The sequence below is a fragment of the Lysobacter enzymogenes genome, from assembly GCF_017355525.1.
Lineage (GTDB): Bacteria > Pseudomonadota > Gammaproteobacteria > Xanthomonadales > Xanthomonadaceae > Lysobacter > Lysobacter enzymogenes_C.
Genome location: NZ_CP067395.1, coordinates 5,069,178 through 5,093,671 on the forward strand (window position 1 = coordinate 5,069,178; position 24,494 = coordinate 5,093,671).

Genomic DNA, 24,494 nt, shown 5'->3' on the forward strand with positions numbered 1-24,494 from the left:
GCGACACTTCGATGACGACGTTTCTTCCGCGCCGCCGTCTGGCTTACCAGTCGCGCCGCACCTGCGCGCCGCCGAACATCGCGCCGACGATGCCGGGCAGGGCGAGGAAATCGTGCGGGAAACCGAGCGCGACCGCGCTGGCCCGTTCCAGCCGCTCGATCTGCGCCGCGCCGAGTTCGACCTGCAGCGCGCCGAGGTTCTGCAGCAACTGCGCTTCGGTACGCGCGCCGATCACCGGCACGATCGCGCCGGGCCGTTGCAGCGTCCACGCCAGCGCGACCTGCGCCGGCGCGCGTTCGAGCTCGCGCGCGACGTCGACCACGACTTCGGCGATGTCGAGCGCGCGTTCGGTCAAAGCGCCGTTGCCGATCGCGACCGCGCGCCGTCCCTGCGCCGTGGCCGGGTCGAGATCGGCGCGCGAGTACTTGCCGGTCAGCACGCCCGACGCCAGCGGCGACCACGCGCTGACGCCGAGGCCGAGTTCGCGCGCCATCGGCAGCAGCTCGCGCTCGCTGTCGCGCTGGGCCAGGCTGTACTCGGTCTGCAGCGCCACCAGCGGCGACCAGCCGCGCAGTTCGGCCAGGGTCTGCATGCGCGCGGCCTGCCACGCCGGCAGGTCGGACACGCCGGCGTACAACACCTTGCCCGCGCGGACGAGGTCGTCGAAGCCGCGCATGACTTCCTCGACCGGCGTGGTCGCGTCCCAGGCGTGCAGGTAGAGCAGGTCGATGTAGTCGCTGCCGAGCCGGCGCAGGCTGGCTTCGACCGAACGGCGCAGGTTCTTGCGGTGGTTGCCGCCGGCGTTGGGGTCGCCCGGGTCGGTGCACAGCGAGAATTTGGTCGCGATCACCAGTCGATCGCGGCGGCCTTGGGCGAACTGGCCGAGCAGGGTTTCCGAACTGCCGCCGGTGTAGAAATTCGCGGTGTCGAAGTAATTGCCGCCGCGTTCGAGATACGCGTCGAACACGCGCCGGGCTTCGGCGGCGTCGCTGCCCCAGCCCCAGTCCTCGCCGAAGGTCATGGTGCCCAGGCAGATCGGGCTGATGCGCAGGCCGGAGCGGCCGAGGGTGCGGTAGTGGTCGAGTTGCATGGCGGTAGTCCGCAGCGAAGGTGCGGCGACTTTAGGAATCGCGCGCGCTTCGGAATATCCGCAGCTTGCGCCGGCGCCGTGCGGCGCCGGATCAATGCGTTGCAGTCTTGCTTACGGCAGCGGCGGCACCGCGGTCGGCTTGCCTTCGACGTCGAGCGCGATCATGGTGAAGCGGCCGCGCGTGGCCAGTTGCGATTCGCCGGTCAGCAGGTCCTCGCGGATCATTTCCACTTCGACCTGCATCGAAGTGCGGCCGGTTTCGACCACGCGCGCGATCAGCTCGACCAGCGCGCCCTTGGGCACCGGCAGGTGGAAGTCGATCTGCTCCGAACGCGCGGTGACCACGGTGCGGCGCGCGTAGCGCGAGGCGGCGATGAAAGCGGCCTTGTCCATCCACGCCAGCGCCTGGCCGCCGAACAGCGTGCCGAGGTGGTTGGTGTGGTCGGGGAACACGATCTCGGTCATGCGGGCTTCGGTCATGGCGGAGGTGTCGGCGTTGGGGGATGGGATGAGATCGAACATTCCAGGACAACGTGCTCCCTCTCCCGTTTACGGGAGAGGGTTGGGGTGAGGGAAGACGGTTGCGAAGATGCCGGGCGAGAGCGCGTGCCCTCACCCCAACCCCTCTCCCGCAAGCGGGAGAGGGGCTTCAAGCACGGGAGCGAGGCTCGAAGCCTCAGAACGCCTCGTCGAACGCCACTTCGCCCTGCACGCCGACCTGATACGCCGACACGCGGCGCTCGAAGAAGTTGGTCACTTCCTGCACGTCCTGCAGGTCCATGAACGCGAACGGGTTGGTCGAGCCGAAGTGCTTGGGCATGCCGAGCTGGACCATGCGCTGGTCGGCGCAGTATTCCAGGTACTGGCGCATGTCCTTCAGCGACAGGCCGACCACGCCGCCGGACAGCACGTCCTGGGCGAACAGGTATTCGCAATCCACCGCTTCTTCGAACATCTTGACCACCTGCGCGCGCAGGTCGGCGTCGAACAGGTCCGGTTCTTCCTCGCGCGCGGTGCGGATGACTTCGAACGCGAACGCCATATGGCAGCTCTCGTCGCGGAACACCCAGTTGGTGCCCGAGGCCAGGCCGTTGAGCAGGCCGCGCGAACGCAGGTAGTACACGTAGGCGAACGCGGCGAAGAAGAACAGGCCTTCGATGCAGCCGGCGAAGCAGATCAGGTTCAGCAGGAACTGGCGGCGCTGCTCGCGCGTCTCGACCCGCTTCAGGTCCTGGATCGAGTCGATCCAGCGGAAGCAGAACTCGGCCTTGGCCCGGATCGAGGGAATTTTCTCGACCGCGTCGAAGGCCTTGGCGCGCTCGTTCGGGTCGGGCAGGTAGGTGTCGAGCAGGGTCAGGTAGAACTGCACGTGCAGCGCTTCCTCGTACAGCTGCCGCGACAGGTACATGCGCGCTTCCGGCGCGTTGATGTGCTGGTACAGGTTCAGCACCAGGTTGTTGGCGACGATGCTGTCGCCGGTGGCGAAGAACGCGACCAAGCGCTCGACCAGATGCCGCTCGGCCGGGCCGAACTTGTGCTTGAGGTCGTTGACGTCCTGGGAGAAATCCACTTCCTCGACGGTCCAGGTGTTGCGGATGGCGTCGCGGTACATCTCGTAGAACTGCGCGTAGCGCATCGGGCGCAGAGTGAGATCGAAACCGGGATCCAGGAGCTTAGGAGCTAGCGAAGAGGAGCTAGGAGATAGCGGGGACATCGCTGACGAAGACATGGGCTGTTTTCCTAATGCAGGTGTGCGTGCGATCTGGGACCTTGAGAACAAGGGGGAGGCCGTGCACTACCAAGAAACTGTGATCTGGAACAAAGCCGTCCGGCTGGCCGAGAAGGTTTGTCTCATTTCGGCGATGCTGCCGGACGCGGAGAAATTCGGTGTACGACTGCAACTGACGCGGGCTGCAATATCGGTTGCGAGCAATACAGCGGAAGGATGGGCGAGGGAGTCGAAGAAAGAGCGAAGACAATTCCTGTCGATCGCGAACGGTTCCCTAGCCGAGCTGCACACCCAATTGCTGATATGCGAGCGGGTGAAATGGCTGAACGGCGCGGACTTGTCGGAGATAAAAACTCTGATCGACGAAGTCGGTCGCATGCTAACCGTCCTGAGAAGAGCGGCCAGGCTCCCTGACCGCTCAGCTATCTCCTAACTCTTACCCGCTATCTCCTGCCTTACTGGCAAGCCTCGCAGGCTTCCGGATTTTCCAGCGAGCAGGCGATCGCGTCGCTCTCGCTGTACTCCGGCTTCGGCGCCACCGGCGCGGCGGCCGGCGCGCTGACCGTGGTCTTGGCGATCTTGGTCGCCGGACGCGAACGCAGGTAATACGTGGTCTTCAGGCCCTTCTTCCACGCGTACATGTACATCGAGCTGAGCTGGCCGATGTTCGGGCTCTCGATGAACAGGTTCAACGACTGGCTTTGATCGATGAACGCGCCGCGGTCGGCGGCCATGTCGATCAGCGAGCGCATCGGCAGTTCCCACGCGGTGCGGTAGACCTGGCGCAGCGATTCGGGAATCTCGGCGACCGACTGGATCGAGCCTTCGGCCATCTTGATCCGGTCGCGCATTTCCGGGGTCCACATGCCGAGCTTCTTGAGCTCCTCGACCAGGTACTTGTTGACGACCAGGAAGTCGCCCGACAGGGTCTCGCGCTTGAACAGGTTCGACACCTGCGGCTCGATGCATTCGTAGCAGCCGGCGATCGAGGCGATGGTCGCGGTCGGGGCGATCGCCACCAGCAGCGAGTTGCGCAGGCCGTGCTGCTGGATGCGCGCGCGCAGCTCGGTCCAGCGCTCGGGCTGCGACGGTTCCACGCCCCAGGCTTCGAACTGCAGTTCGCCGATGCTGGCGCGGGTGTCTTCGTAGCCCGGGTGCTTGCCGTGCTCCATCGCCAGCTCGTTCGACGCCGACAGGGCGTGGAAGTAGATGGCTTCGGCGATCTCGCGGCCGAGCTTGCGCGCCGGCTCGGAGTCGAACGGCAGGCGCAGCTTGAAGAACACGTCCTGCAGGCCCATCGTGCCGAGGCCGACCGGACGCCAGCGCAGGTTGGCGCGGCGCGCGGTTTCGATCGGATAGAAGTTCAGGTCGATCACGCGGTCGAGCTGGCGCACGGCCAGGCGCACGGTCTCGGCGAGCTTGTCGAAATCGAACGCACCCTTGCCGTCTTCGAAGATCTCGACGTGGTGCGACAGGTTGATCGAGCCGAGGTTGCACACCGCGGTCTCGTCCTGCGAGGTCACTTCGAGGATCTCGGTGCACAGGTTCGACAGGTGCACCACGTTGCCGTCGCGCAGGGTCTGGTTGCAGGCGCGGTTGGACTTGTCCTTGAAGTTCATCCAGCCGTTGCCGGTCTGCGCCAGGGTGCGCATCATCCGGCCGTAGATGTCGCGCGCCTTGACCTTCTTGACCGCCTGGCCGGCGGCTTCGGCGGCGCGGTAGGCGCGTTCGAACGACTCGCCCCACAGGTCGGTCAGCTGCGGCACCTTGGCCGGGTCGAACAGCGACCAGTCGGCGTCGGCCTCGACCCGGCGCATGAATTCGTCGGGAATCCAGTTGGCGAGGTTGAGGTTGTGGGTGCGGCGCGCTTCGTCGCCGGTGTTGTCGCGCAGTTCCAGGAACTCCTCGATGTCGGCGTGCCACGGCTCCAGGTACACGCAGGCCGCGCCCTTGCGCTTGCCGCCCTGGTTGACCGCGGCGACGGAGGCGTCGAGCGTCTTCAGCCACGGCACGATGCCGTTGGACAAACCGTTCGTCGAGCGGATCAGCGAGCCGCGCGCGCGGATGCGGGTGTAGCTCAGGCCGATGCCGCCGCTGAACTTGCTCAGTTTGGCCACGTCCATGTAGCGCTTGTAGATCGCTTCCAGCGAGTCTTCCGGCGAATCCAGCAGGAAGCAGCTCGACAGCTGCTCGTGGGTGGTGCCGGAGTTGAACAGGGTCGGCGAGGACGGGATGTAGTCGAGCTGGGCCATGCGCCGGTACAGCGCCAGCGCGTCGGACACGTCTTCGCTCAGCGCGCAGGCGATGCGCAGGAAGAACTGCTGCGGGGTCTCGATGACGGTGCGCGCGGTCGGGTGGCGCAGCAGGTAGCGGTCGTACAGGGTGCGCAGGCCGAAGTAGTCGAACTTGGCGTCGAGGTTGCGGTCGATCGCGTCGTTGAGCTTGCGCGCGTTGGCCTGGACGAAGTCGAGCAGGCGCTGGTTGATCAGGCCCAGGTCGAAGCCGCGCTGGACCGACTGCGAGAACGCGTGGATCTCGATCCCGGCGACTTCCTTCTCGATCACCCCGGCCAGCAGGCGCGCGGCGAGGCGGCCGTATTCGGGTTCTTCGGCGGTCAGCAGCGCGGCGGTGCGGATCGACAGTTCGTCGAGCTCGCGCGTGGTCGCGCCGTCGTACAGGCCGGAGATGGTGCGGGTGGACACGCGCATCGGGTCGACCGAGTACAAGCCTTCGGCGCAGCGGGTCACCGCGCGCACGATCTTGTTGAGGTCGACCGGCTCGCGGCGGCCGCTGCGCTTGGTCACGCTCATCGTCAGGTTCGCGGCCGGCGGGGTCAGGGCGAAACCCGGGGCGTCCTGTGCGCTGCGTTGCGGTTTGACGTTGGCGACGGGGGCGGCGGCGGCGTCCGCGGCGGGGGCGACGGACGAATCGGTTTCTAGAGTGGTCATGGCATTGCTCCGGGGCGTGGGTGCACGGTGCGGAGAACGCGGACGCGCCATCGACAGCGGACCGCGATAGCGGCGTCGCCGAAGGCACGGCCGCGCCCCCGCGGGCGCGGAGCAATCGGAGCGCTGGGCTGGGTGTCGCGCGCGCCGGACCGTTCCGGGCACGTGCCGCTCCGCGCATGGCGCCGAAGCGGTCGGACGCGACGGTGGCCCCGTCGTGCCGCGACACCGGCCGGTCTTCGCTCGAAGACTCCATTGGGCCGGGACCGCGCGGTTGTGCGACGCGCGGCTGTCGGCAGGTCTTCGGGCTCGGGACTTGCGGAGACTAAAGAGCGCAGAGCGGTGAGCAGTGGGCGATGCCTCGCCCGTCCACTTCCCACCGTTCTGCGCTCTTGGGGCCTCCGGTTCCTTGCGGGCCGCTTCCCGGGCGTTCGTCGCGCCCAGTGCCATGACCCGTTCGTTTCCCATACCGCTGCGGGGCAGCGCCGGCTTCGGACCCCTCCGCGCGGCTGCGCGGACGGTTCCCTACCGGCTTCCCTTTTCAGCCGGTCTCTCGACCGGCACCGACGGGCACAACATAGTGGGGTTGAGCGATTTCGTCAACGCGATATGTGGTGAGTCAGGAAGATCTGCATGGGGTGAAGGCGACCCACGCAGGGGGCCAAGGTTGGTGTAACGTGCCCGCCATAAGGATAGGGGAAAGCGTGATGGAATCGCTGATTGTGTTGCTGGTCCTGGCCGTGCTGGCGGTGCCTGTGCTGCTGGTGGTGGCGCTGGTCCAGCTGAGCTCGTTGCGCGGCCGGGTGACCGGGCTGGAGCGCGAGGTGGAACGCCTGCGCCGATCGGGCGGACCGGCGCGCAGCGAGGAGACGCTGACCGACTGGATCGCGCGCGAGGCCCGCGAGGAGTCCGCGCGCGAGGCCCGCGAGGCCGCCGCGCGCAGCCAGCCCGCGAGCGCGCCGGCCGCGAGCGCGGCAGCGCCGCCTGCGCCGGCTGCGTCGCCGCCACCCCGACCCGCCGCCGCGCAACCGCCGCAACCCGCGCCGGGCCCCGCCGTGCCGCCGCCGTTGCCGCCTGCGTCCGCGGCGCCCGCTCCGGCGCCGCCCGCCGCGCCGCCGCGCCCGCAGGCTCCGCGCGCCCCGGCCGCGCCGCCGCCGCCGGATTTCGTCACCGTCGCCGCGCGCTGGGTGCGGCGCTGGTTCACCGAGGGCAACGTGCCGGTCAAGGTCGGCATGCTGGTGCTGCTGGCCGGCGTCGCCGCGCTGCTGAAGTACGCCAGCGACCAGGGCTGGGTGCGGCTGCCGATCGAACTGCGCCTGGCCGGCGTCGCCGCCGCGGCGATGGCCGCGCTGGTGTTCGGCTGGCGCCAGCGCGAGCGCAAGCGGGTGTTCGGCCTGAGCCTGCAGGGCGGCGCGATCGGCGTGCTGCTGCTGGTGGTGTTCGCCGCGTTCAAGCTGTACGGCATGATCCCGGCCGGCGCCGCGTTCGCGCTCAGCGTGGTGCTGGTGGCCGGCACCGGCGTGCTGTCGGTGAAGCAGAACGCGCTGGCGCTGGCGGTGTTCGCGATCCTCGCCGGTTTCCTCGCGCCGATCTGGCTGTCGACCGGCTCGGGCAACCACGTCGCCTTGTTCGGTTACTACGCCGTGCTCAACGCCGGCATCTTCGCCATCGCCTGGTGGCGGCCGTGGCGCGCGCTGAACCTGCTCGGTTTCGCCTTCACCTGGGGCATCGGAACGCTGTGGGGCGTGCTCAAGTACCGGCCCGAGCATTACTCGACCACCGAACCGTTCCTGCTGCTGTTCTTCGCGTTCTATCTGCTGATCCCGGTGCTGTACGCGCGCCGCCGCGCCGCCGGCCGCCGCGACCTGATCGACGGCTGCCTGGTGTTCGGCACGCCGCTGGTGGCGTTCACCCTGCAGGCCGGCCTGCTCGAAGGCGCGCGCATGCCGCTGGCGTTCTGCGCGCTGGGCCTGGGCGCGCTGTACGCGGCGCTGGCGTGGTGGCTGCGCCGCGATCAGCGCTTCGTCGCGCTGAGCGTGCCGTACGCCCTGCTCGCGGTCGGCTTCGCCACCCTGGCGGTGCCGCTGGCGTTGGCCGCGGAAGCCACCGCCTGCGTGTTCGCGCTGGAAGGCGCGGCGCTGGCGTGGCTGGGACTGCGCCAGCAGCGGCTGTTGCCGCAGTTGACCGGCGCGGGCCTGCAAGTGGCGGCCGCGATGGCGTTCGCCATCGGCGCCAGCGACAGCGTGTGGGAAGCGCAGCGCGCGCTGCTCAACGCCAACTTCGCCGGCGCCTTGCTGATCGCGCTGGCGGGGCTGGCCAGCGCGGCGAGCTATCGGCGCAGCGAAAACCTCAAGCCGATCGCGCTGGTTTATTACGTCTGGGGATTGGCGTGGTGGCTGGGCGCGTTCGGCAGCCAGATCGTCGGCTTCGTCGATGCGCCGGCGCGCGTGGATGCGTGGCTGATCCTGGTCGTCGTCAGCGGCTGGATCGCCGCGGAAGCCTACGCCCGCCATGCCTGGAAGGCGCTGTCGGCGACCGCGATGCTGGCGCTGGGCTGCGGCGTCTTGTTCGCGTTCGGCCAGATCGACCGCCACGCCTGGCCGCTGCGCCACTGGGGCTGGCTGGCTTGGGCCGTCTACGCGGCGCTGGGCTGGCGCATCCTGCAGGCGCTGCGCGAGCGCGCTCGCGGCGAACTCGCGTTCGCGCATCAAGCCTGGCTGTGGTCGTGGGCCGTGGCGCTGGGAGCCAGCCTGAGCCTGTGGCTGCGCGATGGCGGCGGCTTCGGTTCGGGTTGGATCGTCGCCGGCGCGGTGTCGCCCGCGCTGGCGATCGCCGCTGCCTGCCTGTGGCGGCCGCAGTGGATCGGCCTGCCGGTGGCGCAGCGCTTCGAGCAATGGCGCAGCGGCGCCAGCGCCGGCTTCATGCTGATTCCCGGCGCGGTCGTAGCGATCTGCCTGGTCTCCGACGCCGCGCCGCGCCCGCTGATCTGGCTGCCGTTGTTGAATCCGGCAAGCCTGACGCAATGGACCGCGCTGCTGCTGTTGGGCGCGTGGCTGGCTTCGCCGCTGGTCGGCGCCGAACTGCGCCGGCGCCGGGTGCCGCTGCTGGCGCTCGGCGGTTTCGCCCTGATCACCGTCGAGGTCTTGCGCAGCGCGCACTTCTGGGGCGGCGTGGCGTGGGACGCGTCGATGTTCCAGGCCAGCCTGGTGCAGACCAGCCTGACCGTGGTCTGGAGCGTGCTCGGCGTGGCCGGCTGGATCGCCGGCTCGCGCCGCGGCCAGCGCGGGCTGTGGCTGGCCGGCGCGGTGCTGATGGGCGTGGTGCTGGCCAAGCTGGTGTTCGTCGACCGCGGCCATCTGGGCAATCTGCTCGGCATCGCGTCGTTCATCGCGTATGGCCTGCTATGCACCCTGGTCGGCTACTTCGCGCCGGCGCCGCCGTCGCGCGATGCGCGCGCTGACGGCGGTTCCGAGCCCGAACCAGAACCCGATTCGACCTCCGATTCCGAACGCCCCCGCGCGCAGGACGCCTCCGCATGAAGCCTCGTTTGTTCGTTCTCGCCCTGTTGACGCTCGCGCTGCCGCTGGCGGCCGCGCCGCGCCAGGACTACGCGCAGCAATGGCCGCTGCGACTGAGCCGCGACGACGGCGGCGCGTACCGGGTCGTGCTCGACCCGGCCGTGTACGCGCAGGCGCAAAGCGCGCAACTGCGCGACGTCGAAGTGATCGACGCCAGCGGCGCCAGCGTGCCGGCCGAGGTGTTCGCGCCCGAGCAGCCGCTGGCGCGCGCGCCGCAACGGGCGACGCTGCCGTGGTTCCCGCTGCCGGCGGCGCCGTCGGGCGGCGCGGCGCAAGGCTGGGAACTGATCAGCGAAGTCGAAACCGACGGCCGCCTGCGCCGGGTCGAGGCGCGCAGCACCGCGGGCGACGCGGCCAAGCTGCCGCAGACCGCACTGCTGATCGACGCCAGCGCGGTGCGCGCGCCGATCCAGGCGCTGCAACTGCAATGGGCGCCGGGCGCGGCGCTGGACGCGGCGTACTCGGTCGAGGCCAGCGACGATCTCGACCAGTGGCGCAGCGTGACGAGCAGCGGCCGGCTGGTCGACCTGGAACGCGACGGCCGGCGCTTGCAGCAGCGCCGCATCGCCTTCGACGCGGTCGGCGAACAGGCGCGCTATCTGCGCTTGACCCCGCAGGATCCGCAGCGCGCCGCGCAGATCGTCGCGGTCGAGGCCGAACTGGCCGCGGGCGCGGCCAGCGCGCCGTTGCAATGGCGCGAACTCAAGGGCGCGCGGGTCGAACTCAAGGACGGCGGCGTCGCGTTCGAATACCGCCTCGACGGCCGTTTCCCGATCCAGCAGGCCGACGTCGCGCTGCCCGGCAACCACGCGCTGCAATGGCGCCTGGACAGCCGCGACAACGAAGACGAAGGCTGGCGCGCGCAGGCGGGGCCGTGGATGGCTTACGCCGTCGGCGCGGGCGACCGTTCCGCCGCGCGCCAACTCGCCGGCGTTTCGCGCGACCGCTTGTGGCGCTTGCGCGCGAGCGGCGCGGTGCCGGGCGAGCCGGTGCTGCGCTTGGGGTATCGGCCGGAAGTGGCGGTGTTCCTGGCGCAGGGGCAGCCGCCGTATGCGTTGGTGGCCGGCAGCGCGCGCGCGGTGCGTGCGGATTCGCCGTTGGCGCAGTTGGTCGAGGCCTTGCGCAAGTCGCGCGGCGACGATTGGCGGCCGGCGGATGCGAGTTTGGGTGCGGCCAGCGATCTGGGCGGCGCGGAAGCGTTGAAGCCCATGCCGGCCAAGCGCGATTGGAGTTCGTGGTTGTTGTGGGCGGTGTTGGTGGCCGGGGCGGTGATCGTGGCGGGGTTTGCTATGAGTTTGTTGCGAGCGGGGAAGGGGCCGGAGGCTTAGGCGGCGTCGTTTTGGGCTCGATGGCGTTGCCGCTGTTGCTGTGGTTACGAGTGACGACAAGCGACAATCCAAAGCTTCCGTCCGCAAGCGGCCGGGTCACTTTCTTTGTCTTGCCAAAGAAAGTAACCAAAGAAAGGCGCTTTCCTTGTTTTCGAATCAAGAGCCACTAAGGTTCGATGCCTGCGCAGGGATGCGGGACAAGGGGCATCCTGCCCCGGTCCCGCACGCGCGCATCCATGCGCGCGCCCTCCGGGTCTCTGTTTGCCTGTGGCGAGTTCGGGGCGGCGGGGGGAGCCAAGAGCAACGGAAACAGCGCAGCAACGGCGACAGCAAAATCAAAATGGATTCCGGCTTTCGCCGGAACGACGAGGTTGATGTTTCGTATCGATGCCGCCGTTCCGGCGAAAGCCGGAGTTCAGTTTGCTGTTGCTGCTGAATTAGTTTTTTGCTCCCCCCGCCGCTGCGAACTCGCCACAGGCAACCGTAGACCCGAAGGGCGCGCGCATGGATGCGCGCGTGCGGGACCGGGCCAGGATGGCCCTTGTCCCGCATGCCCGCGCAAGCCACGAACGATAGTGGCTCTTGATTCGAAACAGGGTAAGCGCCTTTCTTTGGTTACTTTCTTTGGCAAGACAAAGAAAGTGACCCGGCCGCTTGCGGACGGAAGCTCTGGATTTTTGCTTGTCGTCACTCGTAGCCTCGGCAAAAGCAAAAGCAGCAGAAAAAAGTTCCGGCCTTCGCAGGTAATGACGAATCTGAGGCGAGGATCTGAAGGATCTAGGCTTCGCGCCGCCCCGGCGCTACTCACCATCGCCGCCCGCAATCGCTACCAAGCCCCACAATTCAGCCCCCAAGGTTCCCTTCGCCCCCCGCCCCCGCGACAATACCCACCCCAAGCCGCGCCCCAAGCCGGCCGCGGCCCCCGCCGCACCCCCATCCCCGCATCGCCCAGGAGGCACCGTGTCCATCGTCCGCATGACCGACCTAGATCTCGCCGGCAAGCGAGTGCTGATCCGCGAAGATCTCAACGTCCCCATCGACGACGGCCGCATCACCTCCGAACTGCGCATCCTCGCCGCGATCCCGACCCTGAAGCTGGCGCTGGAGAAGGGCGCGGCGGTCATGGTGACCTCGCACCTGGGCCGGCCCAAGGAAGGCCAGTGGAGCGAAGCCGATTCGCTGGCGCCGGTGGCCCAGCGCCTGTCGGAACTGCTCGGCATCGAGGTGCCGCTGGTCAAGGACTGGGTCGACGGCGTCGAAGTGAAGCCGGGCCAGCTGGTGCTGCTGGAGAATTGCCGCATGAACGTCGGCGAAGGCAAGGACGACGAAGCGCTGGCGAAGAAGTACGCCGCGCTGTGCGACGTGTTCGTCATGGACGCGTTCGGCACCGCGCACCGCGCCCAGGCCTCGACCCACGGCGCGATCCGCTACGCCAAGACCGCCGCCGGCGGCCCGCTGCTGATGGCCGAGCTCGACGCGCTGGCCAAGGCGCTGGACAACCCGGCGCGGCCGCTGCTGGCGATCGTCGCCGGCTCCAAGGTCTCGACCAAGCTCGAGCTGCTGGCCTCGCTGGTCGGCAAGGTCGACCAGCTCATCGTCGGCGGCGGCATCGCCAACACCTTCATCGCCGCGAGGGGCCACGGCGTCGGCAAGTCGCTGGTCGAGAACGACCTGATCGACACCGCGAAGAAGATCATGGCCGACGCCCAGGCGCGCGGCGCCGACATTCCGGTGCCGAGCGACGTGGTGGTCGCGCCCGCGTTCGCCGCCGACGCGCCGGCCACGGTCAAGGCCGTCGATGCCGTCGGCGCGGACGACATGATCCTCGACATCGGCCCGGACACCGCCGCGCGCTACGCGGCGCTGATCGCCCAGGCCGGCACCGTGGTCTGGAACGGCCCGGTCGGCGTGTTCGAATTCGATGCGTTCGGCAAGGGCACCGAAGCGCTGGCGCGCGCGATCGCCGCGTCGAAGGCGTTTTCGATCGCCGGCGGCGGCGACACCCTGGCGGCGGTGGACAAGTACGGCATCAACGACGAAGTGAGCTACATCTCCACCGGCGGCGGCGCGTTCCTGGAATTCCTGGAAGGCAAGGAACTGCCGGCGGTGGCCGTGCTCAAGCAGCGCGCGGGCTGAGCGATGAGCGCACAACGTCCGGTCCTGTTCTTCGATCTCGACGGCACCCTGATCGATTCCTCCGTCGGCATCACCCGCTCGATCGCCTACGCGCTGGAAACCCTGCACCACCCGGTCCCCGACGCGCAGGCGCTGCGCGGCTGGATCGGCCCGGCCCTGCGCACCAGCTTCCAGCCGCTGCTCGGCGACGACGACAAGGTCGAGCAGGCGGTCGCGCTGTACCTGGAACGCTACGCGCGCGAGGGCTGGACCGAGCACAGCGTTTACGACGGCATCGCCGAGCTGCTCGACGGCCTGCGCGCGGCCGGTTACCGCATGGCCGTGGTCACCGCCAAGAATGAGGGCAACGCGCGGCTGATCCTCAGCCATCTGCCGTTCGGCGCTTACTTCGAGGACATCGTCGGTTCCACCGAAGACGGCCGCTTGACCCACAAGGTCGAGCTGATCGCCGAGGCCTTGCAGCGCTTCGGCCTGCAGCCGGCGCAGTGCGTGATGATCGGCGACCGCAGCATGGACATGGACGGCGCAGCGCAGCACGGCATGGCCGGCGTCGGCGTGCTGTGGGGGTTCGGCAGCGAGCAGGAGCTGCGCGAGGCCGGTGCGCAGCGCATCGCGCTGGCGCCGGCGCAGCTGCCGGAACTGCTCGCCGCCTGAGCGCGGCCGAGCGGCGAGGGACACCGAAGCGGCCGCGATGCGGCCGCTTCTTTTTTGCGGCCCCGGAGCCGCCCGCCCGCTCGTCGCCGGACGCCCGTTGCCGGCGCAGTTGCGCGACCGCGGTCACGCCGCGGTCGCGCGCGGCATCGCGAACGCGCGTGCTAGCGTCGGTGCGCGGCCAAGGAGGCCGCTTACCGGAGTAACGAGCGATGAGCCGTCTGCTTCAAGCCGCCGCCCTGAGCCTGCTGGTGTCGCTGATGGCGACCAGCGCCGTATCGGTGCCGCGCTATCCGCCGCTGGCGCCGGGCTACCAGCGCGATTTCTACGACGACCAGGGCCGCGTGGTCGGCCGCTGGGTCAACGACTGCGACAACGAGCACTTCAGCCAGTGGGGCGCCACCACCGGCCGCTGGCAGGATTCGCCGACGATCTGCCTGTGAGCCTCGCGCCGCGGCGGCCCGGGCCGCCGCGGTTTTCCGCGGTTTGCGCACCGGCCAAAACCGCCAAAAGCCAAACCAATCACGCTTGCACAATCGCATGACAGTGCAGATGACAACCGTCCCCTCAACCCGCGGCCGCGCTCGGCTAGGTTGCTTGCGCGGCGACTGACGCCGCGAACTCGGGAGAGCAACTGCATGCGTCGTATCGGATTGTTCGCCGCGGTCTGCGCCGTGGCGCTGGCGGGCGCGGCTTCGTTCGCCGCCGCCGCCAACAGCTGGCAGGGCACCTGGACCTACTACAACGCCGAAGGCGCGGTGATCGGCGGCTGGACCGCGGGTTGCGGCTCCGACGACAAGCGTTGGGGCGACACCAGCGGCAGCAACAAGCGCTTCAGCCAGGGCTGCGCGTCGCAAGAGTGAGCCGCACCCCGCCGGCCGCGAACGATGCCGCCACGACGAGGCGGCGCGCATCGCGGCCGGTTTCGCCATCACCGTAGATCGAAGGAGTAACGCGTAATGCGCAAAGCCGCTCTCGCAGTCTTCGCCCTCGCGCTCGTCGCCGGCGCCGCGCTCGCCGCGCCGCCGTATCAGGGCTATTCGGTCAGTTATTTCGACGCCAACGGCGAACTCGTCGGCGGCGTCACCGCGCATTGCAGCGGCGAGCTGCTGCAATGGGGCGTGCGTACCGAGCATTACCAGCGCAGAACCTGGGTCTGCGACTGACGATTCGCTGCCGCGCGCCCGCCGCAACCCGTGACTGCGGCGCCGGCGCGCGGCGCGACCTTGCAAGGGGAGGGGCCAGGAGCGACCCGCCACAGGACCGGCTGGAGGGGAGGGGCTTCGGCCTGCGGCGCGGTCGCACAGTCGGGCCGGCGCCTTGGGAACGCCGCGTCCGGGCCGAAGCTCCTCCCATGCCATAGCGCGCGACGCGCGCGGCTCAGCCGGCGGCGACGGCGAAGCGTTTGCGGTATTCGGCCGGCGTCACCCCGACATGGCGCGCGAACGCGCGCCGCATCGCGTCGGCATTCGGAAAACCGCACTGCGCCGCGACCTGCTTCGGCGCTTCGCGCCCTTGCTCCAGCCGCGAACGCGCCGCGGCCACGCGCGCCTGTTCGACCCACGCCGCCGGCGAGGCGCCGACTTCGTTGCGGAACAAGCGCGAGAAATGCCGCGCGCTCAAATCCAGGCGTTCGGCCAGCCGCGCGACGCTGTGGTCCAGCGCGGGATGCGCCGCGACCCAGCGCTGCAACTCCTGCAAGGCCGAACGTCCCGCCGGCGCGGCGCCGCCGTCGCGGCTGAACTGCAATTGCCCGCCGGGCCGCTTGAAGAACATCACCAACTGGCCGGCCACGCGCAGCGCGAGCTCGCGGCCGAGGTCTTCCTCGACCAAGGCCAGGGCCAGATCGAGCCCGGCGGTGACGCCGGCGGCGGTGCGCACCGGCCCGTCGCGGACCTGGATCGCGTCGGCGTCGACGCGCACCTGCGGATAGCGCTGCGCCAACCGCGCCGCGACCGCCCAATGCGTGGCCGCGCGCCGGCCGTCGAGCAATCCCGCCGCGGCGAGCAGGAACGCGCCGCTGCACACCGAGCCGTAGCGCCGCGCCTTCGGCGCGCGCTGGCGCAGCCATTCGATCAGGCGGCGGTCGGACGGCGCGTCGTCGGCGTTCGGGCGGCCGGCGACCAGCAAGGTGTCGATGGCTTCGTCGGGATCGCGGCCGAGCACGTAGTCCGGGATCAGCCGCACGCCCGAGGAACTGCGCACCGGCCCGGCCTGCGCCGCCGCGACCCGCAGCCGGTAGACCTCGCGCCCGGCCTGGGCGTTGGCCTCGGCGAACACGTCCAGCGGGCCCGATACGTCCAGCAGCTGGACCCCGGGCAGGGCCGCCAGCACCACGGTTTTGATTTTGCCGCGCATCGGCGTCCGCCTTGGCCGGGTTATGTCCGTTTTTTGAGTATTGCATGCATTGAGGACAGGCGTCGGCGGTTCCATCCTGCCATTCAACCCACATCGCAGGAGTTCCGACATGTCCGCCATCGAAGCCGGCGCCGCCATTCCCGACAGCGCGCTGGCGCGCGCGATCGGCGAATTCGTCCGCGATACCGAAAACGAACTGCTGTTCAACCATTCCAGCCGCGTGTACCACTTCGGCGCGCTGGCCGGCCTGCGCCGCGGCCTGCGTTTCGACCGCGAGCTGCTGTACGCCGGCGCGATGTTCCACGACCTCGGCCTGATGCCCGCGCACAGCAGCCGCGAGCAGCGCTTCGAAGTCGACGGCGCCCACGCCGCGCGCGAGTTCCTGCTCGCCCACGGCATCCCCGAGGACGAGGCCTATACGGTGTGGACGGCGATCGCGCTGCACACCACGCCGGGCATCCCGCAGCACATGCATCCGGTGGTCGCGTTGGTCACCGCCGGGGTCGAGATGGACGTGCTCGGGATCGATTACGAGAGCTACGCCGACGCGCAGCGCGAGGCGGTGGTGCGCGCGTTTCCGCGCACCCCGCATTTCAAGGAAGACATCATCCAGGCGTTCTACGAGGGCATCCGGCACAAGCCGCAGACCGCGTTCGGCAACGTCAAGGCCGATGTGCTCGCCGACAAGGAACCGCACTCGCACCGCGGCGACTTCTGCGCGCTGATCCGCGCTTCGCGCTGGCACGGCTGACGCGGGCCGGCGGCCCGCGCCCGCGTTGCGCTCAGCGTGCGGCCGCGGCGGCCGCCGCGCGGCGGTCGCGCCAGTCGCTGGCCAACAGACCCAGCAACTCGCTGTCGGTGACCCGGTCGCCGACGAAGAAGCTCTCGCGCAGCCGGCCTTCGGTCAGGAAGCCGTGGCGGTGCAGCAGCGCGCGCGAGGCCTGGTTGTCCGGATCGATGCTGGCGTCGATGCGGTGGAAACCGATCGCGTCGATCGCCCAGTCCAGCGCCAGCCCGGTCGCCTCGCCGGCCAGCCCGCGGCCCCAATAGTCCGGATGCAGCGCATAGCCGAGTTCGGCGCGGCGGTGCGCGGCGTCGAAGCGGAACAGGGTGCAGGTGCCGACCAGCGCGTCGGTTTCGTCGACGACCACCCAGTTGATGAGCTTGCGCTCGGCCATGTTGGTCTGGATCTGCGCGATCAGTTCGCGCGCTTCGACGATGTCCTGCATCGGCGGCCGGCTCCAGAACCGGGCCACGCGCGCGTCGCCGAAGATCGCGAACAAGGCCGCGTCGTCGCTGTCGCGCGGGCCGCGCAGGCGCACGCGCGGGCCGTGCAGCGAAGGAAAGCCGTCGAGGGCGGCGAGGGCGTCGGCGATGGCCTGGCTGTGCGGCGAAAGCGGTAGCGGCATGACGGTTCCGGAGGACGGTGGACCGCCCGGCGCGGGCCGTGGGCGGCGAAGTGGGGACGATGTCGCATGCGCTGCGGTATGCATCGCGGCGAATGCTTGCGCGTGCCGGCCGGTGCGCCGCGCGGGCCGCGCAATGCAGCCAAGCTATGCTAGCTTGGCCGGCAGTCCAGAGAGTCTGCCATGTCCCACAGTCCGCGACGCACCAAGATCCTCGCCACGCTCGGCCCGGCCACCGATCCGCCGGGCGTTCTCGATGCCCTGCTCAAAGCCGGCGTCGATGTGGTCCGCCTGAATTTCTCCCACGGCGATCCGTCCTCGCAGGTCGCCCGCGCCCAGGCCGTGCGCGAGGCCGCGCAACGGGTCGGGGTCGAAGTCGGCATCCTCGCCGACCTGCCGGGCCCGAAGATCCGCATCGAGCGTTTCGCCGAAGGCCGGGTGCTGCTCAAGGCCGGCGACCGCTTCGACCTGATCGCCGCGGAAAACCCGCCGCCGGGCAACCTGCGCGAAGTCGGCGTGAGCTACCTCGGCCTGCCCGGCGACGTCGCCCCCGGCGACGTGCTGCTGCTCGACGACGGCCTGCTGCAACTGCGCGTCGGCGCGGTCGACGGCGAGCGCATCGTCACCACCGTGCTCAACGACGGCGCGCTGTCGGACCGCAAGGGCCTCAACAAGCTCGGCGGCGGCCTGTCGCTGGGCGCGCTGACCGAGCGCGACAAGGAACTGATCGGCGTCGCCGCCGAGATCGGCGTGGACTTCATCGCGGTCTCGTTCTGCCGCAACGCCGCCGACATGAACGAGGCCCGCCGCATCGCCCGCGCCGCCGGCTGCGACGCGGCGCTGGTGTCGAAGATCGAGCGCGCCGAAGCGATCGAGAACCTGACCGAGATCGTCGACGCCAGCGACGTGGTCATGGTCGCGCGCGGCGACCTCGGCGTTGAGATCGGCGACGCCGAGCTGCCGGGCCTGCAGAAGAAGATCATCCGCGAATCGCTGGCGCGCAACCGGGTCGTCATCACCGCGACCCAGATGCTGCAGTCGATGGTCGACAACCCGATCCCGACCCGCGCCGAAGTGCTCGACGTCGCCAACGCGGTCATCGACGGCACCGACGCGGTGATGCTGTCGCAGGAATCGGCCGCCGGCCGTTATCCGGTCAAGGCGGTCGAGGCGATGTCGCGCATCTGCCTCGGCGCCGAGCGCCAGTTCGACCACGACACCGACTTCGAAGCCGCGCCGCGCAATCTCGAACGCGCCGACCAGGCCATCGCGATGGCGGCGATGTTCCTGTCCGAACACATCGGCGTGCGCGCGATCGTGGCGATGACCGAATCCGGCGGCACCGTGCGCTTCCTGTCGCGCTTCCGCTCGAACGCGCCGATCTACGCGTTCTCGCGCCACGCCGGCGCGCGCCGGCGCATGGCGCTGATGCGCGACGTCTATCCGATCGACTTCGACAGCCGCGGCATGGCCTCGCGCGACGCCGCGCGCAACGTGGTCAAGCAGTTGTTCGACTCGGGCATGCTCGGCGCCGGCGAGCGGGTGATCTTCACCAGCGGCGACACGATGGAGCAGCACGGCGCGACCAACACCCTGCGTTTGTTGCAGGTGGGCGACGGCGGCAGCGCCGAGGGGTTGGGCGAGTTGTAACCTCCGCTGCGGCAACGTGGCCGAATCGAAAAGCCCCGGCATTCGCCGGGGCTTTTTTATGCGTTGCGACGGTAGCCCCCTGTAGGAGCGGCGCGAGCCGCGACCGCGCGAATGAAACGCCTGCGGACCTTGCGGCGTAGTTGCGTTGTCGCGGTCGCGACTCGCGTCGCTCCTATAGGGAGATCGCGCGACGCTCAGACGCCGACGTAGCCGCCCTGGTAGACCTTCTTCCACTGCCCGCTCTTGCGCGACCAGATCTGATAGTCGACGCCTTCGTACTGCCCGACCTGGAAGATCAGTTCCGGCACGCTGTCGCCGTCGAGGTCGAGGCGTTCGAAGTAGCGCGGCGATTCCAGCGCGTCGCCGGCCGAGGAGGCGCTCTGGCTGCCGGCCACGCGGTAGCCGCCCTTGCCGTCGCTTTCCAGGATCGCCGAGGCGGCGACGCTGGTGTCGCTCTGGTCCGGGCCGGCCGGCGGCAGGCTCCAGATCACCGTGGCCACGGTCACCGCGCCGGCGCTGCCGGCGTCGAAGGCGTGCAGCTCCATGCCGGTGTCGCGCTGGTGGTCGGGCGTGGCCTTGAGCGCGCGCTCGATCTGCGCGCGGTCGACCTTCTGCTGGCGCAGGCCGGCGCGCAGCGCGTCCTCGGCGGCCTTGCGCGCGGCGGCGGGGATCGCGGCGACGGCGGCCGGTTTGGCCGCGGTGGCGGCGAAGTTGGTCGCCAGGCCGCGGCTGTCTTCGCTGTGCGCGGTCGCCGGCGCGATCCGCACCTTCGCCTCGCCGGTGACGTCCGACAGCGCTTCGTCGAGCACCTGGGCGACGCCGTCGGCGCCGCCGCGGCGGAAGAAGTGCAGGCCGCGCAGCGGCGGGAAATAGCGCGCGCCGTCGCCGGCGTCCTGGTAGCGGCCGTCGTCGCCGATGCGCGCCAGCGGCGCGACGTAGCCGCGTTCGACCACGAACAGCAGCTTCGGCTCGCCGCCCAGGCGTTCGGGCTTGGGATCGAGCAGGCGATCGCGCGTGGCGGCGGCCTTGCGCGCGCCCTCGGCGTCGCCGGCGGCGGTCAGCGCGTCGATCAGCAGTTGGTGCCCGCGCGCCTGGTACGGCGCCAGCGCGACGATGCGCTCGGCCACGGTCTTGCGCTGGTCCGGCGCGGCTGCGGCGTAATCGGCGTTGAGCGTGGCCAGGGTCGGCGCCTTGGCTTGCAGCAGGTCGGCGCGGATCCAGCCGACCGAGGGCTGCGGCAGTTCGGAGGTGGCGCGCACCCAGCCGTCGCGCTCGCATTCGATCTTCACCGCCGCGGCGATCGGAATGCGTGCGATCAGCCCGCCGTCGGCGCGCGGCACCGGGCGCATGAAGGCGCCAGTGACGGCGACATAGCGGGTGCCGGATTTCGGCGCGGCCTTGCACGCGGCCAGCGCGGCGTCGTATTCGGCATTGCCGTCGGCGTGGGCCAGGCCCGCGGCCGCCAGCAGCAGCGTCGCCGCCAGCGCGATGCGGCGCGGCGCGGCGGAAGAAGGCGCGGCGGAAAAAGGCGCGGATGAGGAGAAATGCAGTCGTGGCACGGTCGCTGTCCTTTGCGGTGATTACCGGCGGGCAGGCTAGTGCCTGACGATGGCGCGCGCAATCGCGGCGTCGGACCGCGCGGCGCGCGCGGCTTGGCTACACTGGGACCTCGCACGACGACATCGGGGGGATGTCATGTCCGCATGGATCAAGCAGGCGCGCCGCGCCGTGGCAGGCGCGCTGGTGTTCGCGGCATCGCTGAACGCGCTGGCCGGGTTCCAGCCTCCTGCCTTGCCGCCGGAGTCCAAAGACGCCGATATCGCGGTCGAAATCGCCGCGCAGCCGGTGGTCGCCAAGCAGGTTTTCTATGGCGACATGGCCCAGATGGGCAACGCATCGACCTACTACTACCAGGCCGGCGGCGGTTCGCTGCTGGCGGGCCTGCTGCTGGGGCCGGCCGCGGTCGCGGTCAACGCGCACAACGTCAAGGAACGGACCCAGCGCGAAGCGGCCGGCGCCAGCGGCGCCGACGCGCTCGACCCGCGCGGCTTCTTCGTCGAACCCTTCGCCCGTTACAACGCCGGGCTCGGCGCGGTCGCTGCGGCCAAGGCGCAGGTGACGCCGTACCTGATCTATTCGAGGCCGAAGAACAGCGAGGTGGTGTACCGGCTGCTCGGCTTCGACATCGCCTACGCCGGCTGGAGCGGGCGCTACACCTATCACTACGCGCCGGTCGCGTTCGAGAGTTTGCAGGCGCCGCCGTCGCCCGAGCAGGCGCAGGCCTTCGCCGCCGAAACCGAGCGCGCCGGCGCGCTGCTGCTGGCGTTGTTCAACGCCGAGGCGCGCCGCCAGGTCGGGCCGGTCGAGCAGGCCCAGGTCGTGTCGATGCGGCTGACGCCGCTGGCCAAGGGCGCGAAGATGCCGATGGGCTTGCGCGGCGAGATCCAGGGCCATCCGGTGGTGCTCGGCGAAGGCGCGCCGGGCGACGGCAAACGGCGGCTGATGTTCACCGTCGGCGCGCACGTCTTCGCCGACCAGGGCTTCGAGATCGCCAAGCGCATGGGCGAAGTGCCGCAGCGCTGAGCCGTCGGCGCGGCCCGCGCCGTGGCTGTATCGCAGCCCGTCCGACGACATCGATGTCCGCGCGCGGCCGGCGCCGACCGCCGCCGCGCTTGTAACCGGTTACGTCCGGGCCTGGGTCGCAATCCCGGCTAAGTGGCTGATTGAACAGGCCGCAGCCAGCGGCAAGGTTCACGGTCAGCGGCTATAATCGCCGGCTTCCCACCGCTGCCGCAGGATCTCCATGAGCATCGAACAGCTTGCCGAAACCGCCCAGGCCATGGTCGCCGCGGGCAAGGGCATCATCGCGATCGACGAGTCGACGACCACCATCGCCAAGCGCTTCGCCGGGGTGGGCATCGAGAACACCGAGGAGAATCGCCGCGCCTACCGCGAGCTGCTGCTGGCCACGCCGAAGCTCAACGAATACATCTCCGGCGCGATCCTGTTCGACGAAACCCTGCGCCAGTCGACCAAGGCCGGCGTGCCGTTCGCCAAGCACATGGCCGACCACGGCATCATCCCGGGCATCAAGGTCGACAAGGGCCCGCAGCCGCTGGCCGGCTTCCCGGGCGAAGTGGTCACCGAAGGCCTCGACGGCCTGCGCGCGCGCCTGGAGGAGTACTACAAGCTCGGCGCCCGCTTCGCCAAGTGGCGCGCGGTCATCAACATCAGCGACGACATCCCGTCGGGCACCTGCATCGAAGCCAACAGCCACGCGCTGGCGCGCTACGCCGCGCTGTGCCAGGAGCAGGGCCTGGTGCCGATGGTCGAGCCGGAAGTCATCATGGACGGCAGCCACGACATCGACACCTGCTTTGAGGTCACCGAAGTGACCCTGCGCTCGCTGTTCGGCGCGCTGTACGAGCACAGCGTTTTGCTCGAGGGCACCATCCTGAAGGCCTCGATGGTCGTGCCGGGCACCACCGCGGCCGAGCAGGCCAGCGTCGAGGACGTCGCCGCGGCGACCCTGCAGTGCCTGAAGTCGACCGTGCCGGCGACCCTGCCGGGCATCGTGTTCCTGTCCGGCGGCCAGTCCGACGAGGCCGCCACCGCGCACCTCAACGCGATGAACCAGATGGGCCCGAACCCGTGGCCGCTGTCGTTCTCGTACGGCCGCGCGATGCAGTCGGCGGCGCTGAAGCTGTGGTCGCAGGACCTGGTCAACAACTACGCCAAGGCGCAGCAGACCGTGTACGAGCGCGCCAAGGCCAACGGCCTGGCCGCGCTGGGCCAGTGGAAGTCGGCGGCGTAAGCTGCGGCTGCACGGACCTGAAGAACGCCGGCCTCGCGCCGGCGTTTTTCTTTGTCTGGCGGCCGGTGCCGCGGCGCAGCCTGTCGGAGCGCCGGCGCGGAGTTTGGCGTTAACGTTTCTCCAGGCCGGGCCGGCGCTGTCGGCCCTGGCCGGCCGGCCGCGCGCCGGCATCGCGAACATCAGCTGAGTTGTCCGTTTCCCACCCGCTTCCGGACCCGCTTATGGAAACCCAGTGGCTCGCTTTCTCCGTCGCCGCGCTGATGCTCACGCTGATGCCCGGCCCCGACACGTTTCTGGTCATCGGCAATTCGCTCGCCGGCGGTGCGCGGCGCGGGTTGGCCGCGGCGGCCGGCACCACCAGCGGCGGCCTGTTCCATGTCGCCTTGTTCGCGTTCGGCGTGACCCAGTTGCTGATGTATTCCGAGCGCGCGTTCTGGACGGTGAAGATGCTCGGCGCGTTGTATCTGGCCTATCTCGGGGTCAAGGCGCTGCGCTCGGCGTTGGCGCCGCGCGCGCAGGCGCCCGCGTTCGCGGCGGCGGCGGTCGAGCCCGCGTCCGGGCTGTGGCGCGCGTTCGCGCAGGGCGCGCTGACCAATGCGCTCAATCCCAAGATCGCGATGTTCTATCTGGCCTTCCTGCCGCAGTTCCTGGCGCCGGGCCCGCACATGGCGCGCGATTCGATGCTGATGATCGGCCTGCACTACGCGATCGGCGCGGTGTGGCTGACGATCCTGGCGGTGGCGTCGGCGCGGATGGCCGGGACGATGCGCAGCACCCGGGTCGCGCGCGCGCTGGACGGCGCGATCGGCACGATGATGCTCGGCTTCAGCGCACGGCTGGCGTGGTCGTCGCGCTGAGCGTGGCGCCGGCGACCGCGCGCGGCTAGTCTGGAGCGGTCGCCGCGAGCGCAGGAGTGCCGCCATGCCGTCCGAGTTGTTCGTCCCGCCGCCCGCCGATGCGCTGATCCGCGGCGGACACAAGATCCAGGCGATCAAGGCGGTGATCGACGCCAATCCCGGCGCGTCGCTGCGAGCGGCCAAGGACGCGGTCGAGGCCTACGAACGACGGCTGCTCCCGGGCGAATCGGCGGCTGCGCACGATCAGGAACGCCGGCAACCGGACACCGGCGGGCTGCCGGAGGCCGCGCGCCAGGCGCTGATGGCCGGCGACCGCATCGCCGCGATCAAGATCGTGCGCGCCGCCTATGGTTTGGACCTGCGTTCGGCGCTGCAACGGGTCGACGATCATGCCCGGGGACGTCCGCGCGCGACCGCCGGCGGCGGGCTCGCAAAGGGGCGCGCGAAGCCGCCGGGCGGCGACAGCGTCCGCGGCGGCGACGACAATGTGCGGATCGTGCTGATCGCCTTCGCGATCGCCGTGGTGGTGGTCGCCGTCGGCTACTGGGTGCTGTGATGAGCCTGAATTTCCATATCTATTTCGGACACGGCGCCGCCGATCTGGCGCGGGCCGAACGCGCGCTGGACGAGGCCGGGCTGGACGTGGAGCGAAGCGGCGACCGTTTGCGCATCGGCGGCGGCGAGCGCCCCGAGTTCGGGTTGGTCGTGTGGAGCGGCCCGTCGGTGGCCGCGGAAGCGCGGGAGATCGCCGCGCGTCATGCGCCGGACAGCGCCGAAGCCAGCGCGTTGTTGCAGTGCGCGGCGCGTTTCGAGGTGTGGTTCGAGGATGCCGAGGAAGTCTTCGACGAGATCAATACCTTGATCGAAATCCAGACCGCGCTGCAGGACGAAACCGCAGGCGTGGTGTTCATGCCCTGGAACGGGAACGTCTCCCTGCCCGAAACGAACTGAG

Annotated in this window: 22 protein-coding genes and 1 riboswitch; of the genes, 15 read left to right on the forward strand and 7 right to left on the reverse strand. The window is 69.8% G+C overall.

Annotated elements, in window-relative coordinates; translation table 11 throughout:
• Positions 1-43: 43 nt before the first annotated feature.
• The 3 genes from JHW38_RS21410 to JHW38_RS21420 all read right to left on the reverse strand — a co-directional run bounded on the left by JHW38_RS21410 (position 44) and on the right by JHW38_RS21420 (position 2,804).
• Positions 44-1,090 carry an aldo/keto reductase gene (locus tag JHW38_RS21410; protein ID WP_207523317.1) on the reverse strand — a complete coding sequence of 349 codons (1,047 nt, stop codon included), beginning with the start codon at positions 1,088-1,090 and terminating at the stop codon, positions 44-46.
• 111 nt (positions 1,091-1,201) lie between these two features.
• A complete protein-coding gene (locus JHW38_RS21415; protein WP_428995265.1) occupies positions 1,202-1,612 on the reverse strand; it encodes an acyl-CoA thioesterase in 411 nt (136 codons plus the stop codon).
• Positions 1,613-1,766: 154 nt separating this feature from the next.
• A complete protein-coding gene (locus tag JHW38_RS21420) occupies positions 1,767-2,804 on the reverse strand; it encodes a ribonucleotide-diphosphate reductase subunit beta (protein ID WP_207523319.1) in 1,038 nt (345 codons plus the stop codon).
• A gap of 76 nt (positions 2,805-2,880) precedes the next feature.
• On the opposite strand from JHW38_RS21420, the gene JHW38_RS21425 reads away from it, so the two are divergent.
• Entirely contained in the window at positions 2,881-3,252 is a 372-nt protein-coding gene (locus tag JHW38_RS21425) for a four helix bundle protein (RefSeq protein WP_207523320.1), read from the forward strand.
• Between the two features lie 22 nt (positions 3,253-3,274).
• Here JHW38_RS21425 and JHW38_RS21430 read toward each other — a convergent pair whose 3' ends face one another.
• On the reverse strand, positions 3,275-5,629 hold the full coding sequence (locus JHW38_RS21430) for a ribonucleoside-diphosphate reductase subunit alpha (protein ID WP_242691428.1): 2,355 nt from the start codon (positions 5,627-5,629) through the stop codon (positions 3,275-3,277).
• A gap of 412 nt (positions 5,630-6,041) precedes the next feature.
• A riboswitch (cobalamin riboswitch) is annotated at positions 6,042-6,347 on the reverse strand.
• Positions 6,348-6,471: 124 nt separating this feature from the next.
• On the opposite strand from JHW38_RS21430, the gene JHW38_RS21435 reads away from it, so the two are divergent.
• The 7 genes from JHW38_RS21435 (at position 6,472) to JHW38_RS21465 (ending at position 14,623) form a co-directional block, all read left to right on the forward strand.
• Positions 6,472-9,303, forward strand: coding sequence for a DUF2339 domain-containing protein (locus JHW38_RS21435; protein WP_207523322.1), 2,832 nt, complete (start codon positions 6,472-6,474; stop codon positions 9,301-9,303).
• Positions 9,300-10,670, forward strand: a complete 1,371-nt coding sequence (locus tag JHW38_RS21440; protein ID WP_207523323.1) for a DUF3999 domain-containing protein — start codon at positions 9,300-9,302, stop codon at positions 10,668-10,670. Before JHW38_RS21435 ends, JHW38_RS21440 begins: the two co-directional genes overlap by 4 nt.
• 960 nt (positions 10,671-11,630) lie before the next feature.
• A complete protein-coding gene (locus JHW38_RS21445; RefSeq protein WP_207523324.1) occupies positions 11,631-12,806 on the forward strand; it encodes a phosphoglycerate kinase in 1,176 nt (391 codons plus the stop codon).
• A 3-nt stretch (positions 12,807-12,809) separates the two neighbouring features.
• Positions 12,810-13,460, forward strand: a complete 651-nt coding sequence (locus JHW38_RS21450) for an HAD-IA family hydrolase (RefSeq protein ID WP_207523325.1) — start codon at positions 12,810-12,812, stop codon at positions 13,458-13,460.
• A gap of 209 nt (positions 13,461-13,669) precedes the next feature.
• Positions 13,670-13,900 (forward strand): DUF6289 family protein, encoded by a 231-nt coding sequence (locus JHW38_RS21455; RefSeq protein ID WP_207523326.1) that lies wholly within the window; start codon positions 13,670-13,672, stop codon positions 13,898-13,900.
• A gap of 195 nt (positions 13,901-14,095) precedes the next feature.
• Entirely contained in the window at positions 14,096-14,320 is a 225-nt protein-coding gene (locus JHW38_RS21460; protein WP_207523327.1) for a DUF6289 family protein, read from the forward strand.
• A gap of 96 nt (positions 14,321-14,416) precedes the next feature.
• Entirely contained in the window at positions 14,417-14,623 is a 207-nt protein-coding gene (locus JHW38_RS21465) for a DUF6289 family protein (RefSeq protein ID WP_207523328.1), read from the forward strand.
• Positions 14,624-14,837: 214 nt separating this feature from the next.
• Here JHW38_RS21465 and JHW38_RS21470 read toward each other — a convergent pair whose 3' ends face one another.
• The gene (locus tag JHW38_RS21470) at positions 14,838-15,815 is read right to left on the reverse strand and encodes a GlxA family transcriptional regulator (protein ID WP_207523329.1); all 978 of its coding nucleotides are present in this window, start codon (positions 15,813-15,815) and stop codon (positions 14,838-14,840) included.
• Between the two features lie 109 nt (positions 15,816-15,924).
• Here JHW38_RS21470 and JHW38_RS21475 point away from each other — a divergent pair, with 109 nt between their 5' ends.
• A complete protein-coding gene (locus JHW38_RS21475) occupies positions 15,925-16,566 on the forward strand; it encodes an HD domain-containing protein (protein ID WP_207523330.1) in 642 nt (213 codons plus the stop codon).
• Between the two features lie 31 nt (positions 16,567-16,597).
• On the opposite strand, the gene JHW38_RS21480 is transcribed toward JHW38_RS21475, so the two are convergent.
• Positions 16,598-17,224, reverse strand: coding sequence for a GNAT family N-acetyltransferase (locus JHW38_RS21480; RefSeq protein WP_207523331.1), 627 nt, complete (start codon positions 17,222-17,224; stop codon positions 16,598-16,600).
• A 180-nt stretch (positions 17,225-17,404) separates the two neighbouring features.
• Between JHW38_RS21480 and pyk the strand changes: the two genes are divergently transcribed.
• Positions 17,405-18,871 carry a pyruvate kinase gene (gene pyk, locus JHW38_RS21485; RefSeq protein ID WP_207523332.1) on the forward strand — a complete coding sequence of 489 codons (1,467 nt, stop codon included), beginning with the start codon at positions 17,405-17,407 and terminating at the stop codon, positions 18,869-18,871.
• A 194-nt stretch (positions 18,872-19,065) separates the two neighbouring features.
• On the opposite strand, the gene JHW38_RS21490 is transcribed toward pyk, so the two are convergent.
• Positions 19,066-20,430 (reverse strand): hypothetical protein, encoded by a 1,365-nt coding sequence (locus tag JHW38_RS21490; RefSeq protein WP_207523333.1) that lies wholly within the window; start codon positions 20,428-20,430, stop codon positions 19,066-19,068.
• A 136-nt stretch (positions 20,431-20,566) separates the two neighbouring features.
• On the opposite strand from JHW38_RS21490, the gene JHW38_RS21495 reads away from it, so the two are divergent.
• The 5 genes from JHW38_RS21495 (at position 20,567) to JHW38_RS21515 (ending at position 24,493) form a co-directional block, all read left to right on the forward strand.
• Entirely contained in the window at positions 20,567-21,454 is an 888-nt protein-coding gene (locus JHW38_RS21495) for a hypothetical protein (RefSeq protein WP_207523334.1), read from the forward strand.
• A gap of 220 nt (positions 21,455-21,674) precedes the next feature.
• A complete protein-coding gene (locus JHW38_RS21500) occupies positions 21,675-22,685 on the forward strand; it encodes a class I fructose-bisphosphate aldolase (RefSeq protein WP_207523335.1) in 1,011 nt (336 codons plus the stop codon).
• Between the two features lie 221 nt (positions 22,686-22,906).
• Positions 22,907-23,542: a LysE family translocator gene (locus JHW38_RS21505; RefSeq protein ID WP_207523336.1), complete on the forward strand. Its 636-nt coding sequence runs from the start codon at positions 22,907-22,909 to the stop codon at positions 23,540-23,542.
• Between the two features lie 64 nt (positions 23,543-23,606).
• Positions 23,607-24,098 carry a hypothetical protein gene (locus JHW38_RS21510; protein WP_207523337.1) on the forward strand — a complete coding sequence of 164 codons (492 nt, stop codon included), beginning with the start codon at positions 23,607-23,609 and terminating at the stop codon, positions 24,096-24,098.
• A complete protein-coding gene (locus JHW38_RS21515; RefSeq protein WP_207523338.1) occupies positions 24,098-24,493 on the forward strand; it encodes a hypothetical protein in 396 nt (131 codons plus the stop codon). Before JHW38_RS21510 ends, JHW38_RS21515 begins: the two co-directional genes overlap by 1 nt.
• The last annotated feature ends 1 nt before the right edge of the window (position 24,494 follow it).